Annotated in this window: 17 protein-coding genes; 6 read left to right on the top strand and 11 right to left on the bottom strand. The window is 73.8% G+C overall.

Going from position 1 to position 18,353, the window contains the following annotated elements; translation table 11 throughout:
• Positions 1–12: 12 nt before the first annotated feature.
• Positions 13–1,152, bottom strand: a complete 1,140-nt coding sequence (locus tag BUE43_RS20675; RefSeq protein WP_073486152.1) for an acyl-CoA dehydrogenase family protein — start codon at positions 1,150–1,152, stop codon at positions 13–15.
• Between the two features lie 145 nt (positions 1,153–1,297).
• On the opposite strand from BUE43_RS20675, the gene BUE43_RS20670 reads away from it, so the two are divergent.
• Complete coding sequence (locus tag BUE43_RS20670; protein ID WP_073485674.1) at positions 1,298–2,347, top strand: AraC family transcriptional regulator; 1,050 nt, start codon at positions 1,298–1,300, stop codon at positions 2,345–2,347.
• Between the two features lie 290 nt (positions 2,348–2,637).
• Here the strand turns inward: BUE43_RS20670 and BUE43_RS20665 are convergent, their stop codons facing one another.
• From BUE43_RS20665 to BUE43_RS20650, 4 genes are all read right to left on the bottom strand, one after another.
• Positions 2,638–4,791, bottom strand: coding sequence for a 3-hydroxyacyl-CoA dehydrogenase NAD-binding domain-containing protein (locus tag BUE43_RS20665; RefSeq protein ID WP_073485671.1), 2,154 nt, complete (start codon positions 4,789–4,791; stop codon positions 2,638–2,640).
• An 11-nt stretch (positions 4,792–4,802) separates the two neighbouring features.
• Positions 4,803–6,005, bottom strand: coding sequence for an acetyl-CoA C-acetyltransferase (locus BUE43_RS20660; protein WP_073485669.1), 1,203 nt, complete (start codon positions 6,003–6,005; stop codon positions 4,803–4,805).
• 94 nt (positions 6,006–6,099) lie between these two features.
• Positions 6,100–7,269, bottom strand: a complete 1,170-nt coding sequence (locus tag BUE43_RS20655; RefSeq protein WP_073486150.1) for a class I SAM-dependent RNA methyltransferase — start codon at positions 7,267–7,269, stop codon at positions 6,100–6,102.
• Positions 7,270–7,394: 125 nt separating this feature from the next.
• Positions 7,395–9,413 (bottom strand): APC family permease, encoded by a 2,019-nt coding sequence (locus BUE43_RS20650; RefSeq protein ID WP_073485666.1) that lies wholly within the window; start codon positions 9,411–9,413, stop codon positions 7,395–7,397.
• A gap of 145 nt (positions 9,414–9,558) precedes the next feature.
• Between BUE43_RS20650 and BUE43_RS20645 the strand changes: the two genes are divergently transcribed.
• Positions 9,559–10,224: a potassium channel family protein gene (locus BUE43_RS20645; protein WP_073485664.1), complete on the top strand. Its 666-nt coding sequence runs from the start codon at positions 9,559–9,561 to the stop codon at positions 10,222–10,224.
• Positions 10,224–10,880 carry a potassium channel family protein gene (locus BUE43_RS20640; protein WP_073485662.1) on the top strand — a complete coding sequence of 219 codons (657 nt, stop codon included), beginning with the start codon at positions 10,224–10,226 and terminating at the stop codon, positions 10,878–10,880. The genes BUE43_RS20645 and BUE43_RS20640 overlap by 1 nt, the downstream gene beginning before the upstream one ends.
• 150 nt (positions 10,881–11,030) lie before the next feature.
• Here BUE43_RS20640 and BUE43_RS20635 read toward each other — a convergent pair whose 3' ends face one another.
• Positions 11,031–11,804, bottom strand: coding sequence for a DUF3159 domain-containing protein (locus BUE43_RS20635; RefSeq protein ID WP_234995834.1), 774 nt, complete (start codon positions 11,802–11,804; stop codon positions 11,031–11,033).
• 74 nt (positions 11,805–11,878) lie between these two features.
• Entirely contained in the window at positions 11,879–12,259 is a 381-nt protein-coding gene (locus BUE43_RS20630) for an OB-fold nucleic acid binding domain-containing protein (protein WP_073485660.1), read from the bottom strand.
• Between the two features lie 116 nt (positions 12,260–12,375).
• On the opposite strand from BUE43_RS20630, the gene BUE43_RS20625 reads away from it, so the two are divergent.
• A complete protein-coding gene (locus BUE43_RS20625; protein ID WP_234995817.1) occupies positions 12,376–13,149 on the top strand; it encodes an alpha/beta fold hydrolase in 774 nt (257 codons plus the stop codon).
• Here BUE43_RS20625 and BUE43_RS20620 read toward each other — a convergent pair whose 3' ends face one another.
• Positions 13,150–14,112, bottom strand: coding sequence for a threonine ammonia-lyase (locus BUE43_RS20620; protein WP_073485655.1), 963 nt, complete (start codon positions 14,110–14,112; stop codon positions 13,150–13,152).
• A 230-nt stretch (positions 14,113–14,342) separates the two neighbouring features.
• Here BUE43_RS20620 and BUE43_RS20615 point away from each other — a divergent pair, with 230 nt between their 5' ends.
• Positions 14,343–14,984, top strand: a complete 642-nt coding sequence (locus tag BUE43_RS20615; RefSeq protein WP_200797606.1) for a GntR family transcriptional regulator — start codon at positions 14,343–14,345, stop codon at positions 14,982–14,984.
• 22 nt (positions 14,985–15,006) lie between these two features.
• Here the strand turns inward: BUE43_RS20615 and BUE43_RS20610 are convergent, their stop codons facing one another.
• Positions 15,007–15,471: a GNAT family N-acetyltransferase gene (locus BUE43_RS20610; RefSeq protein ID WP_083959876.1), complete on the bottom strand. Its 465-nt coding sequence runs from the start codon at positions 15,469–15,471 to the stop codon at positions 15,007–15,009.
• Positions 15,472–15,728: 257 nt separating this feature from the next.
• On the opposite strand from BUE43_RS20610, the gene BUE43_RS20605 reads away from it, so the two are divergent.
• The gene (locus BUE43_RS20605; protein ID WP_073485651.1) at positions 15,729–16,352 is read left to right on the top strand and encodes a LysE family translocator; all 624 of its coding nucleotides are present in this window, start codon (positions 15,729–15,731) and stop codon (positions 16,350–16,352) included.
• A gap of 51 nt (positions 16,353–16,403) precedes the next feature.
• Here the strand turns inward: BUE43_RS20605 and BUE43_RS20600 are convergent, their stop codons facing one another.
• Complete coding sequence (locus BUE43_RS20600) at positions 16,404–17,210, bottom strand: S1 family serine peptidase (RefSeq protein WP_073486148.1); 807 nt, start codon at positions 17,208–17,210, stop codon at positions 16,404–16,406.
• A 12-nt stretch (positions 17,211–17,222) separates the two neighbouring features.
• On the bottom strand, positions 17,223–18,056 hold the full coding sequence (locus BUE43_RS20595; protein WP_083959875.1) for a S1 family serine peptidase: 834 nt from the start codon (positions 18,054–18,056) through the stop codon (positions 17,223–17,225).
• Positions 18,057–18,353: the final 297 nt, after the last annotated feature.

The raw sequence follows: 18,353 nt of genomic DNA, 5'->3' as shown, positions 1-18,353 counted from the left end.
CCCTCCGGCGACTCAGCCGAGCAGCGCCCGGCCGATGATCTCCTTCATGATCTCCGAGGTGCCGGCGTAGATCCGCTGCACGCGGGCGTCGGCGTAGGCCCGGCAGACCGGGTGCTCCCACATGAAGCCCGTGCCGCCGTGGATCTGCACGGCCTCGTCGGCCACCCGGCCCAGCACCTCGCTGGCGAACAGCTTGGCCTCGGCCGCGTCCGCCGGGCCGAGGTCGCCGACCTCGTGGGCCAGCGCGCACCGGTCCACGAACGCGCGCGCCACGTCGACCTCGGTGCGCATCTGGGCCAGCCGGAACCGGGTGTCCTGAAACTTCGCCAGCGGCCGGCCGAACGCCTCCCGGCCCTTGGCGTGCTCCACGGCAAGCCCCAGGGCGGCCTCCGCGCCGGCCACGCAACCCGCCGCGACGGTCAGCCGCTCCTGCGCGAACATGCCCATGATCGCGCCGAACCCCCGCGCGGGGTCGCCGAGCACCCCCTCCGGGCCGACCCGCACGCCGTCGAAGAACAGCTCGGCGGTGTCCTGGGAGCGCAGGCCGAGCTTGTCCAGCTTCCGCCCCCGCGCGAACCCGGGGGCGCCGGCCTCCACCAGGAACAGCCCGACGGCGTGCCGCTGCTCCGGGTCGGTGCGCGCGGCCACGATCACCAGGTCGGCGTGCACCCCGTTGGAGATGAACGTCTTGGACCCGGTGAGCACCCAGTGGTCGCCGTCCCGCTCGGCCCTGGTGGTCATGCCGGCGACGTCGGAGCCGGTGCCCGGCTCGGTGATCGCGAGCGCGAGCACCACGTCGCCGCTGACCGCGCCGGGCAGCCACCGGTCGCGTTGCTCCGGCGTGCCGTGCGCGGCCAGGTACGGCGCGACGACGGCGGAGTGCAGCGGGATCGCCAGTCCGGTCTCGCCGATCGCCGCGAGCTCCTCGATGAGCACCTGCTCGTAGCGGAACCCGGTGAGCCCCAGCCCCCCGTGCCGCTCCTCGGCCCACGGCAGCAGGAACCCGTGCTCGCCGGCCGACCGCCACACGTCGCGGTCGACGATGCCCTGGGCCAGCCACCGCTCCTGCCGGGGAACGACCTCGCGTTGCAGGAAGCCGCGGAAGGCGGAGCGGTACTCCTCGTGCCCCGCCTCGTAGTGCTGACGCCGCACGTCGATCACCTCCGGTTGCCGTCTGGCACGCTAGGCGCACCCGGCGGCCGGCGCCCATGGCGTCGCCGCTCGATCCGGGTGACCGCAGCGGTCATCCCCGGTCATCCGGCACCCGACCCGGCCCAGCCCGGCCCACCACGAGGCGATGACGACACGCACGATCGCGATCCACCACGTCACGGCCGCCCTCCGCGGCGCGCGGCGGCGCGGGCTGGCGGTCGACCCGCTGCTCACGGCCGCCGGCATCGCCCCGGTGCTGCTGGCCCAGCCCAGGGCGCGGGTCACCGCGGACCAGTTCGCCCGGCTGGTCAAGGGGCTCTGGAACGCGCTGGACGACGAGTTCCTCGGCTTCGGCGCCGACCGCAGCCGGCGCGGCACGTTCGCCACGATGGGACTGCTCGCCGTGCACAGCCCGGACCTGCGCACGGCGCTCCAGCGCGCGGCGTCGTTCTACGCGTTGTTCGCTGACACCGACGCCGACACCGACCCGCTGCGCCTGGAGGTCGTCGGCGACACCGCGCGCTTCGCGGCCCGACTGTCCATGGTGGACGATCCGGACCACTTCCTGACGGAGTCGGTGCTCGTGATCGCGCACCGGTTCGCCAACTGGCTCGTCCGGACGCGGATTCCCCTGCTGCTGGCCGAGTTCGACTACCCGCAGCCGGCGCACCGCGCCGAGTACGACCTCATCTTCGGCTGCCCGCAGGAGTTCGGCGCGCCCCGCACCGCGGTCAGCTTCGCCGCCGCCCACCTCGACCGGCCGGTGCTGCAGGACGAGGCGAGCCTGGCCGGCTTCCTCCACCGCTCCCCCGCCGACCTGCTGGCCCGCCGCGACTACGACCGGACGGTCGGCGCCCGGGTGCACACCCTGCTGGCCAGGGCGGTGCGCGCCGGGGCGGCCAGCCCGAGCGGACCCGGCCTGCCCGGGCTGGATGAGGTGGCCGCGCGGCTGTCGGTGAGCCCGCAGACCCTGCGCCGCCAGCTCCGCGAGGAGGGCGCGGCGTTCAGCCGGATCAAGGACCAGGTCCGCAGGGACGCCGCCGTGGCGGCGCTGGTCGCCGGGCGCGAGTCGATCGAGGAACTGGCGTTGCGACTGGGTTTCTCCGAGGCCAGCGCGTTCCACCGCGCGTTCCGCCGGTGGACGGGCGCGAGCCCTGGCTCCTACCGGGCGGCGAGCGCCCCCGTACCGCGCTGAGGTCGCACGGCACGGGGGTGCCAGCCGGAGCTGGGCCGCGTTGTCGAAGCCACGTGATCAGCGTGGCTGATCCACCACGCCCTGCCGTGCCCTGCCCTGTCAGGGCAGGGCGCTCCGTCACACCGGTCGCGACGATCGCCCGATACTGCTTGAGCTGCTCGGATCACCGCCTTACCACTGTCCAAACGCGACAGACGACCGGGGCGAAGACGGTGGCCGTCCACTCGTCCTGCCCCGGTGTGGAAGGTCTGCCACTGCTCGACGGTCAGGTCGTGCCGGTGCACCGAGACCTAGAACGGCCTGCCCTCGGCGGCCCGCTCCCGGAGCAGGTCCGGCACGGCGAACCGGTCGCCGTGCGCCGCCGCCAGCTCGTCGGCGCGGGCCACGAACGCGGGGAGCCCGTAGCCGTTGACGAACTGCAGCACGCCCCCGGTCCAGGGCGGGAAGCCGATGCCCATGATGCTGCCGATGTTGGCGTCCGCCACCGAGGTCAGCACGCCGTCCGCCAGGCACCGCACGGCTTCCAGCGCCTGCGCGAACAGTAGCCGGTCCCGCAGCGTCCGCGCGTCGACCTCCAGCTCCGGACGGTGGAACCGCGTCGTGAGCTCCGGCCACAGCCGCTTCGGCCCGTCGGCGGGGTAGTCGTAGAACCCGGCCTTCGCGGCGCGCCCCGCCCGGCCCAGCTCGTTGACCATGAGGTCGACGACCGGGAAAGCGGGGTGGTCGGGCAGCGCGCGGCCCTCGCGGGCGAGGTCGGCGGCGGTCTGCTCGCGGATGTGCCACATCAGCGACAGCGAGACCTCGTCGGAGACGGCCAGCGGGCCGACCGGGAACCCGGCGAGCCGGGCCTGGTTCTCGACCAGCGCCGGGAGCACGCCCTCGGCCACCATCGCGATGCCCTCGGTGGCGTAGGTGCCGAACACGCGCGAGGTGAAGAAGCCCCGGCCGTCGTTGACCACGATCGGCGTCTTGCCGATCCGCCGCACGTAGTCGAAGGCGGTGGCCAGCGCCTCGTCGCCGCTGTCCCGGCCGCGGATGATCTCGACCAGCGGCATCTTCGGGACCGGGGAGAAGAAGTGCAGGCCGCAGAACCGCTCCGGCAGGCGGAGCGCCGCGGCCAGGCCGGTGATCGGCAGGGTCGAGGTGTTGGACGTGACGACCGCGTCCGGACGGGACCCCGTGACCACGTCCTCCGCGGCGGCCAGCACCGCGTTCTTCAGCTCCCGGTTCTCCGGCACCGCCTCGATCACCAGGTCACAGCCGGCCAGGTCGGCGTCCGACCCGGTGGGCGTGATCCTGGCCAGCACGGCGTCCCGGTCGGCTTCCGCCAACCGGCCGGCGGCGACGACCGCCGCCAGCTCGGCCGCGATCCGGTCCCGGCCGGCCGCCGCGACCTCGGCGGTGACGTCCTTGAGCACGACCTCGATGCCGGCCTCGGCGGTGACCCTGGCGATGCCGGCGCCCATCATCCCCGAGCCCAGCACCCCCACCCGCCGCGCCTCGCGCGCCGGGACGCCGTCCGGGCGCGACCGACCGGCGTTGACCTCGTTGAGCTGGAACCAGAACGCGGTGATCATGTTCTTGGCGACCTGCCCGGTGACGAGGTCGGCGAAGTACCGCGTCTCGACGCGCTGCGCCGTCTCGACGTCCACCGCCATGCCCTCCACGGCGGCCGACAGGATGCGCTCGGGCGCCGGCAGGGTGCCGTGGGTCCGCTTCCGGAGCATGGCGGGGGCCGCCGCGGTCACCTGCCGCACCACCGGATCGCTCAGCCCGCCGCCCGGGATGGCGTACCCCGGGCTGTCCCACGGCTGCCGCGCGTCCGGGTTGGCCGCGATCCACTCCCTGGCGCGCTCCAACCCGGTCGCCGCGTCGGGCGCCAGCTCGTGCACCAGCCCCGCCGCGAGCGCGCGGGCCGGCCGGAGGCGCTTGCCCTCCAACAACAACGGCAGCGCCGCGGCCAGCCCGAGCAACCGCACGTACCTCGTGACACCGCCGCCCGCGGGGAGCAGGCCGAGCATCACCTCGGGCAGCCCGACCCGGAGCCCGGGATCGTCCACGCACACGCGGCGGTGGCAGGCCAGCGCCAGCTCGAACCCGCCGCCCAGCGCGGACCCGTTGACCAGGGCGACCACCGGCCGGCCCAGCGTCTCCAGCCGCCGCAACAGGGTCTTGAAGCCGTCCAGCTCGGTGGTCAGCCGGGGCACGTGCTCCTCGCCGACCGCCAGCATCTCGGTCAGGTCGGCGCCGGCGAGGAAGGTGCGCTTCGCCGACGTGAGGACCACGCCGCTGATGTCGTCCCGCTCCGCCTCCAGCCGGTCCACGACCTCGGCGAAGGCCGTGCGGAACGCGGAGTCCAGGGTGTTGGCCGACCTGCCCGGCGCGTCCATGGTCAGCGTGACCACACCGCGCGCGTCGCGCTCCCACCGGATGATCTCGTTCATCGTCCGCCCCCTCAGACCCGCTCGACGACGGTCGCGACGCCCATGCCGGCGCCCACGCACAGGGTCACCAGGCCCGTGCCCAGATCCCGCCGCTCCAGCTCGTCCAGCAGCGTGCCGACGAGCATGCAGCCGGTCGCGCCCAGCGGGTGGCCCAACGCGATCGCGCCGCCGTTGACGTTCACCCGGTCCTCGGGCACCCCGGTGTCCCGGAGGAACTTCAGCACCACGGCGGCGAAGGCCTCGTTGACCTCGAACAGGTCGACGTCGGCGAAGGACATGCCGGCCCTGGCCAGCGCCCGCCGCGCCGCGGGGGCCGGCCCGGTGAGCATGATCGTCGGCTCGGTGCCGACGACGGCGGTGGCCAGCACCCTGGCCCTGGGCCGCAGGCCGACCCGCTCCGCCGCCGCGGCCGAGCCGAGCAGCATCGCGGCGGCCCCGTCCACGATCGCCGACGAGTTGCCCGCGGTGTGCCGGTGCTCGATCCGCTCCACCGCCGGGTACCGGTCGACGGCCACGGCGTCGAAGCCGGCCGCGCCGACCCCGGCGAAGCTGGGCGCGAGGCCGGCCAGCGACTCCACCGAGGTCTCCGGCCGGATCGCCTCGTCCTCCGCCAGCACCGCCACGCCCAGCCGGTCGACCACCGGCACCACCGAGCGGTCGAAGCGGCCGGCGGCGCGCGCCTCGGCGGCCAGCCGGTGCGACCGCGCGGCGTAGGCGTCCAACTCCGCCCGCCCGAAGCCCTCCATCGTGGCGATCAGGTCGGCCGACACGCCCTGCGGCACGAACCCGGTTGCCAGGTTCAGCTCGGGGTCGCCGTACCAGGCGCCGCCGTCGGAGCCCATGGGCACCCGCGACATCGACTCCACGCCGCCGGCGACCACGAGGTCCTCCCACCCGGCGGCGACCTTCGCCGCCGCCAGGTTCACCGCCTCCAGCCCGGACGCGCAGAACCGGTTCACCTGCACGCCCGGCGCGTCCGTGTGCCAGCCGGCGTGCAGCACGGCGGCCCGGGCGATGTCACCGCCCTGCTCCCCCACCGGGGTCACGCAGCCCCACACCACGTCGTCGACCAGGCTGGTGTCCAGCTCGGCGCACTCGGCGAGCCCGCGCAACGCGGTCGCCGCCAGTTCCACGGGTTTGACGCTGTGCAGCGCGCCGCGCTTGCCCTTGCCGCGCGGGGTGCGCACCGCGTCCAGAATGAACGCATCGCCCATGCGCCGACGCTAGGGCCGCCCGGCACGCCCACCCATGACCTGAGCGCTCGGCTTGCCTGACCTCCCCGGTCCGCCCCTCACGGTCAGCGGCCCATCACCGGGTCAGCAGGGCCACGCACTCCACGTGGTGGGTCATCGGGAACGCGTCGAACGCCCGCAACCCGGCCAGGGTGTAGCCCTGGTCGAGGAACAGGCCGACGTCCCTGGCCAGCGCCGCCGGGTCGCACGCCACGTGCACGACCCGCTCCGGGTCCCGGTCGGCGATCGCGTCCACGACCGCGCGGCCGGCGCCCTTGCGGGGCGGGTCCAGCACCACGACGTCCGGCCGCTCGTCGGCCAGCTCCGGCGAGCCCAGCACGCGCTCGACCCGGCCCACCTCCCACCGCACCTGCGGCAGGTCGCCCAGGTTGGCGATCCCGTCCGACACCGAACGCCGCGCCGACTCGACCACCAGCACCGAGCCGTCCGCGCCGACCTGCTCGGCCAGCACGGCGGCGAACAGCCCGACACCGCCGTAGAGGTCCCACGCCAGGCCGCCCGCCGGGGCCTGCGCCCACTCCCGCACGGTGTCGGCCAGCGCGTCGGCCGCCGCCGGGTGGACCTGCCAGAACACCCCGGGCGAGAGCCGCCACTCTCGGCCGACGGCCCGCTCCACCACCACGCCGCCGCCGGCGACCAGCCGCGCCGGCCGGTCCGGCCGCAGCTCGCTGACGTGCACCTCGCCGGCGTCGTCGGCGACGATCTCCAGCTCCAGGTCGCGCCGCCAGCGCCGGTCGGCGACCGCCTCGACCGCGCCGGGCACGGCGATCGGGCAGTGCTCGACCGGCACGACCGCGTGCCCCCGGTGCTGGCGGAAGCCCGGCCGGCCGGCCGGGTCCACCGCCATCCGCACCCGGCTGCGCCAGTCCAGCAGACCGCCGGGCAGCGCCTCGACCGCCACCGGCCACTCGACGTCGGCGATGCGCCGCAACTGCTCGGCCACCACCTGGGCCTTGATCCGGCGCTGCGCGTCGGCGGTCGCGTGCTGCCAGTCGCAGCCACCGCACTTGCCCGGCCGGGCGACGGGACAGGGCTGCGGCACCCGGTCCGGCGACGCGGCGTCCACCCGGACGGCGTCGGCCCGGCAGAAGGACCCGCCGTGGTCCTCGGTGACCTCGGCGAGCACCCGCTCCCCCGGCAACGCGTGCCGGACGAACACCACCCGCCCCTCGAACCGGGCCACGCAGTGCCCGCCGTGCGCCGGGGCGCCCACCTCCAGCTCCAGGCGCCGCCCCGTCCAGTCCGGCCGGTCCCGGCGCCGCTCGCCGGCGGGCGAGGCCGAAGCCGAGGTCGCGGCTTCGCCCGCCGGCCCGTGCGCGTCGACCCGGTCACCCGGGGAAGGTCGTCCGGTCACGGCTTGCCGCCCGTCCGCGCGCGCTCGGTCTCCACGGCCTCCAGGCCACGCCGCACCGACCCCGGAGCGTGCACCTCCTTCTCGTGCACGCGCGCCGACGACGCGAGCTGCCACGGCACGCTGGTGACCATCACGCCCGGCTGGAACAGCAGGCGGCCCTTGAGCCGCAACGCGCTCTGGTTGTGCAGCAGCTGCTCCCACCAGCGGCCCACCACGTACTCGGGGATGAACACCGTCACGACGTCCCGCGGGTTGTTGCTGCGCACCCGCCGGACGTAGTCCAGCACCGGCTTGGTGATCTCCCGGTACGGCGACTCCACGACCTTCAACGCGACCGGGATGTCCTGCTTCTCCCACTCCCGCACCAGGGCGCGGGTGTCCGCGTCGTCGACGTTGACCGTGACGGCCTCCAGCACGTCCGGCCGGGTCGCCCTGGCGTAGGCGATCGCCCGCAGGGTCGGCATGTGCAGCTTGGAGACCAGCACGATGGAGTGGTTGCGGGACGGCAGCACCGCGGCCCGCTCCTCCATCTCCAGCTCCCTGGCCACCCGGTCGTAGTGCCGGCGGATGGCCGTCATCAGGGCGTAGATGGCGGCCATCGCGGCCAGCGCGATCCACGCGCCCTTGGTGAACTTGGTGATCAGCACGATGACCAGCACCGACCCGGTCATGAACAGGCCGAAGGCGTTGATCGCCTGCGAGCGGCGCATCCGGCGGCGGGCCGACGCGTCGGTCTCGGTGCGCAGCAGCCGGTTCCAGTGCCGGATCATGCCGGTCTGGCTCATGGTGAACGACACGAACACGCCGACGACGTAGAGCTGGATCAGCCGCGACACCTCGGCGTCGAAGGCGATGACCAGCAGGATCGCGAACCCGGCCAGGAACAGGATGCCGTTGGAGAAGGCCAGCCGGTCGCCCCTGGTGTGCAGCTGGCGGGGCAGGTAGCGGTCCTGGGCCAGGATCGAGCCCAGCACCGGGAAGCCGTTGAAGGCGGTGTTCGCGGCCAGCACCAGGATCAGCGCGGTGGCGCCGGTGACGAAGTACAGGCCGGCCGGGAAGTGGTCGAACACGGCGCCGGCGAGCTGCACGACCATGGTCTTCTGCTCGTAGCCCTGGGGCGCGTTGACGAGCTGGTGGGCCGGGTCCTCGGCCATCTTCACGCCGGTGACCTGGGCCAGCATGATCAGGCCCATCAGCATGGTCACCGCGATCAGGCCCATCATCAGCAGCGTGGTCGCCGCGTTGCGGGACTTGGGCTTGCGGAACGCCGGGACGCCGTTGCTGATCGCCTCGACGCCGGTCAGCGCGGCGCAGCCCTGGGAGAACGCGCGCAGCAGGAGGAAGACGAAGGCGAGGCCGGCCAGGTGGTCGCCCTCCGGCCGCAGCTCCAGGCCCGCGCTCTCCGCGCGCATCTCGTCACCCAGCACGAACGCCCGGAACAGGCCGAACAGGATCATGCCGATGATGGCGACCATGAACGCGTAGGTGGGCACCGCGAAGGCCGAGCCCGACTCCCGGATGCCGCGCAGGTTGGCCGCGGTGAGCAGGGCGATCGCCACCACCGCGAACTGCACCTTGTGCTCGGCGACGAACGGGATCGTGGAGCCGATGTTGGCCATCGCCGAGGAGATCGACACGGCCACGGTGAGCACGTAGTCGACCAGCAGCGCGCTGGCGACGGTGAGGCCGGCGGACTTGCCGAGGTTGACCGTGGCCACCTCGTAGTCGCCGCCCCCTGACGGGTAGGCGTGCACGTTCTGCCGGTAGCTGGCGACGACCGCCAGCATGACGACGACGATGACCAGACCGACCCACGGCGCGAAGGCGAACGCCGACAGCCCCGCCAGGGACAGCACGAGGAAGATCTCCTCCGGCGCGTAGGCGACGGAGGACATCGCGTCCGAGGCGAACACCGGGAGCGCGATCCGCTTCGACAGCAGGGTGTGCGACAGTCTGTCGCTCCGGAAGGGCCGTCCGACGAGGATGCGTTTCGCCGCGGTAGCGAACTTCGACACGGGGCGTAGCGTATGCGCTTCTATCACCTTGTTGGCGCATCAACGCCCGACGGCGTGCTCCCGAGCACACCGGGGTACCCGCCATGACGGCGGACTCGCCGGCGGGTAAGTTGCCACAGCCCACGTCATCGAGGAGGGGCACGTCGTGCACGTCGTGATCATGGGCTGCGGTCGCGTGGGGTCATCGCTGGCCACGGCCCTGGAGCGGCTCGGACATACCGTGGCCGTGATCGACAAGGATTCCCAGGCGTTCCGCCGCCTGGGCGGTGAGTTCCACGGCCAGCAGGTGGTCGGGATCGGCTTCGACCGGCAGGTGCTCGTCGAGGCCGGCATCGAGCGCGCCGGCGCGTTCGCCGCCGTCTCCAACGGGGACAACTCCAACATCATCTCCGCCAGGGTGGCCAGGGAGACCTTCGGGGTCCAGCACGTGGTCGCCCGCATCTACGACGCCAAGCGGGCGGCGGTGTACGAGCGGCTGGGCATCCCCACCGTCGCCACCGTGCCGTGGACCACCGACCGCCTCATGCGGATGCTGCTGCCCGAGGGCGTGGCCACCGCGTGGCGCGACCCGTCCGGGACGGTGGCGGTGCTGCCGCTGCCGCTGCACGAGGACTGGGTCGGGCGGCGGGTGGCCGAGGTCGAGGAGACCACCGGCTGCCGCGTGGCGTTCATCATGCGGTTCGGCACCGGGGTGCTGCCCACGGCGGACACCGTGGTGCAGGCCGACGACGACGTCTACGTCGCGGCCCTGTCCGGCACCGTCACCGTCGTCTGCGGCGCCGCCGCGCAGCCCCCCGAGGAGTCCCACTGATGCGCGTCGCCATCGCCGGGGCCGGCGCGGTCGGCCGCTCGATCGCCCAGGAGCTCCTGACCGCCGGCCACCAGGTCATGCTCATCGAGCGGGACCGGGCGCAGTTCGACCCGCACAGCGTCGAGCAGGCCGAGTGGGTGCACGCCGACGCCTGCGAGCTGTCCTCCCTGGAGGAGGCCGGCATGGAGCTGTGCGACGTGGTCATCGCCGCCACCGGCGACGACAAGGTGAACCTGGTGGTCGCGCTGCTGGCCAAGACCGAGTTCGCGGTGCGCCGGGTGGTCGCCCGGGTCAACGACCCGCGCAACGAGTGGCTGTTCACCGAGGCGTGGGGCGTGGACGTGGCCGTCTCGACGCCGCGCATGCTCGCGGCGATGGTCGAGGAGGCGGTCAGCGTCGGCGACCTGGTGCGCCTGCTGACGCTGCGGCAGGGCCAGGCCAACCTGGTGGAGGTCACCCTGCCGGAGGACACGCCGCTGGCCGGTCGGCCGGTGGGCCGGCTGGACCTGCCGCAGGACGCCGCGCTGGTGACCATCCTGCGCGGCGGCCGGGTCATCGTGCCGCAGCCGGACGACCCGCTGGAGGCCGGCGACGAGTTGCTGTTCGTGGCCGCCATCAACGTCGAGCAGCAGATCAGGGCGGCGCTCGACGGCTGAGCCGGCCGGCCGCCCGACCCCGAACGAACCGGTGCCCCTGGTCGCGGAGAGATCTCCTCGACCAGGGGCACCCGTCGTCTGTCCTGTTTCTGTCTCCGCGTGCCGTTCGGGGAGCGGGCGTCGTCCGGCCCGCATCGCCGGGGACGGCCGTCAGGACGGTGAGGACGCGGACGTCGTCTGCTCCGGGCCGGTCCCCGGGTTCACCACTCCCTTGGCGCCCGCGGCGCCCTCGGTACTGGTCGCGTCGCTGCCCGCCTGGTTCCCGGCCTCGCCGTTCTCCCGCGCGACCCGCTGGGTGTCCCTGCGCACCGCCCAGACCGTGACCAGCAACGCCAGACCGGTCAGGGGCCAGCCCATCCCGAGCCGGGCCGCGGCCAGCCAGCCGGTCAGGTCGTTGTCGTAGAGCCACTGCTGCACCACGTACCGGGCGCCGAAGACGACCACCCACGCCAGCGTGGCGAGGTCGTAGGCCAGCCGGACGCGGCGGTCGGAGCGCCAGCCGAACCCGGTGCCGTTGAGCGCCGACCACACCACGCCCACCAGCGGCCACCGGACCAGCGCCGAGACCAGGAAGACCCCGCCGTAGACCAGGCTCACCCAGATCCCGAACAGGAAGAACCCCTTGGCCGAGCCGGTGCGGTGCGCGATGAACGCGGCGATGCCCACCCCGAACAGGCCGGAGATCGCCGGCTGCACCGGCTCCCTGCGGATCACCCGCCACACCGCGATGGCGACCGCGACGCCCAGCGCCGACCAGATCGCGGGGGTCAACCCGGTCAACACGTTGACCAGGATGAACACCAGGACGGGGACCGACGAGTAGACCAGTCCGTGGACCCCGCCCATCATCTCCAGCATGGTCTGCTGCCGCTCGGCGTCCGGGGCGGGCTCCCGCTCCGGGTCCCGCACGCTGTCCTGGGCCATGTCCCTCCCGGGGAGCGGTGCCGCGGCGGCGGGGACGGCGGCGTCCTCCGCGGCGCGATGGGCGGTGGGTTCGGTCATGAGTTGGTCGTCTGCAGCTCGTAGTAGGGGTTGTAGAGGACCTTGCGGCCGTCCCTGACGGCGATGCGGCCCCGAGCCTTGATCGTGCGTCCCGGCTCGATACCGGGAATGCGGCGCCGGCCCAACCAGACCAGCGTGACGCCTTCGGTGCCGTCGTACAGCTCCGCCTCCAGCGTCGCGACCGCGTCGCGCGGACAGTGTTCCACACTCCGTAGCCGACCGAGTACGGTCGCCTCCTCGCCCGACCGGCAGTCGACGGCGCGACACGCGCCCACCGCCTCCACCCGCCGGGAGAGGTCGTCGGCGTCCAGCTCGGTCACGTCGCTGGTGAGCCGACGTACGAGGCGGCGCCAGTAGCCGCCTCCGTTGCCCGTCATCTCGCGCTCCTGTGCGCCTCGGGGCCCGCCGTCCCGGACGAGCCGTCCACTCGCCAGCGTAACCATGAGCGGGGCGCGGACGCGTCGCTCCAGGAGATGATCAGTGGATGGAGTGGGTGAGTCGATCACTGGGCCCGGTGGCGGTGATCCTTCCGGGCACGGGCTCGGACGCGGAGTTCGTGCGGGCGGCGTTCGCCGGGCCGCTGGCCGCGTGGGGGTTCCGGCTCGTCGCGGTGCCGCCGCGGCCGGGGCCGCGCCTGGTCGACCACCACCTGGCCGCGTTGGACGCCGCCGCCGAGGAGGCCGGGCGCCCGGTGGTCGTCGGCGGCGTGTCGCTGGGCGCGCACCTGGCCGCCGAGTGGGCCGCACGGCGGCCGGAGCGGTGCGCCGGCCTCCTCCTGGCCCTGCCCGGCTGGTTCGGGCTCGCCACCGGGGCGACCGACGGGGCCGGCAGGGCCGACGGGACCCACGGCGTCGACGGCGTCGGCACCGCGCCGGCGGCCCTGGCCGCGTTGGCCAGCGCGGAGGCCGTCGACCGGCTCGGCGTGGAGGCCGCGCTGCGGGCCGCCACCGACGGCGTGCCCGACTGGCTGGCCGCCGAGCTGACCCGCTCCTGGCGGTGGCACGGCTCCGGCCTGGCCGACTCGCTGCGCGCGGCCGCGCGCCACCCCGCCCCCGGGGCCGACGACCTGCGTCGGATCACCGCCCCCGCCGGAGTGGCGTACTGCGTCGACGATCCCGTCCACCCGGCCGAGGTGGCCGAGCGCTGGGCCGCCGCGCTGCCGCACGCCACCCGGCAGGCGCTCACCCTCGACGCCCTCGGAGCCGATCCGGAGAGCCTCGGGCGCGCCGCCCTCCTGGCGTGGCTCCGCGCGGCGAGCCGGCGCTGATCAGCCGAGCCGCGCCAGGACCTGGGCGGAGACGTTGCCCCCGGTGAGCACGGTCGCCAGCCGGTCGCCGGGGATGTCGTGCCGCCGGATCGCCGCCAGGCCGCTCGCCGCCGCCGGCTCGACCAGCAGGCCGAGGGTGTCGCGCACGACGCGGACCATCGCCAGCATCTCGTCGTCGTCGACGAGCACGACGTCGTCGACCAGCTCGCGCGCCCACGCCACGGCCGCCGGGACCGGGACCCGGACGTCGATCCCGTCCGCGATGGTGTCGACCCGCTCCGTCGGCACGGGCTCACCGGCTCGCCAGCTCAGCTCCATGGACGGCGCGCCGGCGGCGCACACCGCCACCACCCTGGTCGCCGGCGCGACCTCCCTGATCCACCGCGCAACGCCGGCGACGAGGGCGCCGTTGCCGAGGGGGACCACCACGGTGTCGGGCGGCGCGGACTCGCGGGAGCTCCCCAGCAGCTCCACGGCGATGCTGCCGGCGCCCTCGGCGATGCCGGGTTCGTGCCCGTCCTCGACGAAGACCCGGTCGGCTTGGCCGGCCGCGTACTCCCGCGCGGCCTCCTTCGCCTCGTCGAAGTCCGCGCCGCCCAGCGTCACCCTGGCGCCGAGGGACCGCATGCGCGCGACCTTGTCCGGGTTGGCGCGTTCGGCGCTGAACACGTGCACGTCGACGCCGAGCGCGCGGCCGGCGTAGGCCAGGCCCTGGCCGAAGTTGCCGGCCGAGGCGCACACGACCTGGGGGACCCGGCCGAGCTGGCGGAGGAAGAAGTCGGCGCCCCTGCCCTTGAAGGAGCGGATCGGGTTGACCGTCTCCACCTTCACCACGACCTCGCGGCCGAGGACGGCGTTGAGGTGGTCGTCGGCGAACTGCGGGGTGTTCCGGAACACGGGGTCGATCTCCCGTGCCGCCCGCTCGATGCGCTCGGGAGACAGCGACAGCGCGCTCTGCGTCATGCACGGCAGGCTAGCCCTCGCCTATCGTATTCGAAATACCTACCACGGCTTCGGCTCTCGACCCTCACCCCAGGCCCCGCCCGCCGCGACACCTGGAGCGCGAGGCTTGACGCGAGAGTGAAGGAAGGACACCCTCGGGCGTCCCATGCCCGGGGAAACCACCTGACGATCGGTGGAACCCGGGTCGCCACCGTCGTGGATCACTTCGTATATCGAATACGATGCCGCCCATGGTCGAGGCCCCGATCCCCCGCGCCGAGCCGCTCCGCGAGGCGGTCTACACCCGCATCGCCGGCATGATCGCGCGGGGCGAGCTGGCGCCGGGCTGCCCGGTCACCGAGGCCACCCTCACCCGCCAGCTCGGCGTCTCCCGCACCCCCGTCCGCGAGGCGCTGCTCCGGCTGGAGGCGGAGGGCGTCCTCCAGTCCGCGTTGGCCAGGGGATTCGCGGTGCGCCCACTGGACGGGCGCGAGGCCGCCGAGCTGTACCCGATCCTCGGCACACTGGAGGCCCTCGCCGTGCGGGAGGCGGAGCTGGACAGCGTCGACCTGCCGACGCTCACCGAGCTCGCCGAGGACCTCGCCCGGAGCGAGGACCCGGTGCGGCGCTGGCAGCTCGACACCGCCTTCCACGACGGTCTGGTCGACGCGGCCCACAACGCCCGCCTGAGCGCGTTGACGCGAACCCTGCGCACCAACCTCTCGCGCTACGAGCTCGCCTACATGCGCGAGGTGAGCCGCCGCGAGCGCTCCGACGAGCAGCACCGGGGCATCCTCGCGGCGATCCGGAAGGGCGACCGGGAAGGCGCAGCCCAGCTCGTCACGGCCAACTGGGCCGACAGCCTGAGCGTGATCCTGAGCTGGCTGAGCTGATCCCGCGCCCAGCCGTCGACGCTCAGCGCCCGGCGCGCCGCATGTCGACGTGCGGAATGCCGTCCTCCAGGTACTCCTCGCCGACGGCCTCGAACCCGAACGAGGCGTAGAAGTCCCTGACGTAGGTCTGCGCGCTGAGCACGCACGGCGCGGAGCCGACCTCGGCGAGGGCCGCGGACATCAGGTCACCGGCGAGCCCCCGCCCGCGCGCGGCCTTCGCCGTCACCACGCGCCCGATGCGCGTGCCGCCGTCCGGCTCGGGCAGCACCCGCAGGCACGCCAGCACCTCCTCGGGGTCGTCGGCGGGCGAGACCCACAGGTGCAGCACCTCGGGGTCGAGGTCACGGCCGTCCATGTCCGGGTACACGCAGTCCTGCTCCACCACGAACACGTCCGAGCGCAGCCTGAGCAGCGCGTACAGCACCGGGACGGTGAGCTGGTCGGGACGGGCGACGTGCACGGTCGTGGCGAGGGGCTGAGCGGTCACGCCCCCTGAATACCAGGGCGACACCCGACAGCGGCAGGGACGAGGCGGATCGGACCAACGGATTCTCCGCCGGGGACCCCCGCCGACCGCAGTTTCTCCGGCCCACGCCCGGGAGTGGCGTCAAGATCTGGCTCACATCTCTCAAGAACCCGTAAATCCTTCTGCTAGTCTCGTGATCAGCCGAAGATTCACCAGGCAAGTGGCCTAGTTCACAGTGATTTGTTCGGCTCCTGATCGGTGGAAGGGAGGGGTGTGCCGTGCTGGACCTCGGTTTGCTCCCGGCGTTCCTGCTGGCCTCCGTCGTGTTCGTGTTGACCCCGGGGCTGGACGCGTTCCTGCTGCTGCGCACCTCGCTCCGGGCCGGCCGGCACGCGGGTCTGCGCACGCTGCTGGGCATCCACACCGCGGGACTCGTCCAGGTCGCGCTGGTCGTCTCCGGGCTGGGCATCGTGCTGGCCCAGCACCCCGCGATCCTCACCGGGCTGCGCTGGCTGGGCGCCGCCTACCTCGGCTACCTCGCGCTGAGCACCGCGCGGGCGCTCGCCAGGGGCTGGCGCGAGGGCGTCGTCGCCGACAGCGCCGACGGGCCGACCGGCGGCGGCTTCGGCCAGGGCTTCCTGTGCAACATCACCAACCCGAAGATGATGTTGTTCTGCCTGGCCTTCCTGCCCCAGTTCATCGGCTCGGCGGGCAGCCCGACCGCCCAGCTCGCCCTGCTCGGCGGCGTGTTCACCGCGCTGGCCGCCACCTGGGAGCTGGCGCTCGTGCTCACCGCGTCCCGGATCGCCCCGCGGCTGCGGCGCCGCTCCGTCCACAACGCGCTTGAGGCGCTCAGCGCGACCGCCTTCCTCGCGATGTCGGTGGCGCTCGCCTTCCAGTGACCCGGACACGGATCGGCGGGGGTGGCGTGTGCCACCCCCGCCGATCCGTCGTCACGCGGCGCGCACCGCGCGGTCGATCCAGGTCGCGTACCGGTCCAGCCGGGTGTAGACGCCCGGCAGGTCGGGTCGCCCGCACCCGGTGCCCCAGGAGACGAGGCCGACGAGCCGACCGTCGACGACCAGCGGCCCGCCGGAGTCGCCCTGGCACGAGTCGGACCCGCCCGTCCCGGCGCAGACCATCGCCGACTGGTCGATCCGGTCCGGGTACGCCGCCTCGCAGGCGTCCCCGTCCCACAGCGGAACCGACACCGTCCTGAGCTGGCGCGGCGAGGCCGTTCCGGACTCCTCCGTCCGCCCCCACCCGAACACCCAGCCCGTGGTCCCCGGTTCGTAGGTCTCGTCCTCCCGCGGCGACACCCACGGCACCGTTCCGTAGGGCAACGCCCCGTCCAACGTCAACACCGCCACGTCGTTCACGTAGGGCATCGGCGTGTGCAGACCGGGGTGCACCGCGGCGCCGGCGACGCGGGCGATGGTCCCGGTGTCCTTCGCGAACAGGTCGGTCCGGCCGGCCACCACGCGGAGCCGACGCCGGTCCCGGTTGAGCAGGCAGTGCCCCGCCGTGACCACCTTCGCCGGCGCGACCAGCGCCCCCGCGCAGAACGCGCGCTTCGTGGTCGTGTCGACCAGGGCGACCACCCACGGGTGGTCGGCGATGTCGACGGGCGTGCCGCCGATGATCCGCCCGTCGGCCCGGGCGTGCGCCCCCGCCGGCGAGAGGGCCGGCAGGACCAGGGACATCAGCACGGCCAGCGGCAGCAGCGTGGACCGGAGCCGCCAGCGTCGGGATCTGGTCATCGTCCCCACCCGCTACTGCTGGATTTCCTGGCTGAGCTGCCGCGAGTAGGTGAGCACCCGCGCGTAGACGCCGGGCTTGCCGGGCCGGGCGCACCCCGTCCCCCAGGAGATGATCCCGATCACCCGGTTGTCGACCACCAGCGGGCCGCCCGAGTCGCCCTGGCAGGCGTCGGTGCCACCGCGCTCGTACCCGGCGCAGACCATGCGGTCGGGCAGGTACTCCGCGCCGTACGCCTTCTCGCACGTCCGGTCGGACAGCACCGACACCATCGCGCCCATGAGCTGCCGGGGTGAGGCGTCGCCGCCCTCGCTGGTGCGGCCCCACCCGAGGATGACGCCCTTGCGGCCGGCGTCGTAGAGCCGGCGGTCCCGGTCCCTGGTCGGCATCCGGAGCGCGGACTGCGACAGGTCCTGGTCGACGGTCAGCACGGCGACGTCGTTGGAGTAGGGCGTGGGGTCGTGGAACTTCGGGTGCGACCAGGTGCGCACCACCTTGGCGACGATGCCGCCCTCGGACTGCAGGTCGGTCCGGCCGGCGATCACCCGCAGGTCGTTGGCCTTCGCCTTCTCCGCGCAGTGGGCCGCGGTGAGCACCTTCTGCGGCGCGACGACGGCCCCGCCGCAGAACGGTTGTCCGGACGGGGTGGCCACCGCCACCATCCACGGGAAGTCCTCGATCGAAACGGGTTGGCCGTTGACGACCCGCCCGTCGGGGCCGTCGCTCGCCGACGCCGGCGCGGTGGCCGGCACCACCGACAAGGCCGCGACGACCACGGCCGCCGCCGTGCTCCACACCCACCTGACCATCCGACGCGGTCCGCCCCGACGACGCGCGGTGTTCCCCATCTCGGTCTCCCTTCCGCTCCCGACGATTCCGGTGCCCCTCCACGGGAACAGCGGCGGGGATCAGGCACAAACCGAGATCCAGAACTCGACCCCCACGTGTGACGCGGGAACCACCCGGAAAGGTCAACTCGCCGACACGCCGCGTCGCGTGTTCCCCGAGCCGCCCGTTCGTGCTCCCGAGGCCCACGAACGTCGTGACAGGTCAGGTGACCAGGACGGCCGGGACAGTCACTCCTGTCAGACCGAGTCTGGTCGGCTTACCGTGCCGCGCACGGCGATGACGACGCCCGACTTCTC

The organism is Streptoalloteichus hindustanus, from assembly GCF_900129375.1.
GTDB lineage: Bacteria > Actinomycetota > Actinomycetes > Mycobacteriales > Pseudonocardiaceae > Streptoalloteichus > Streptoalloteichus hindustanus.
The sequence above is the reverse complement of the archived record's forward strand: the minus strand, read 5'-3'. Positions and strand labels throughout refer to the sequence as shown.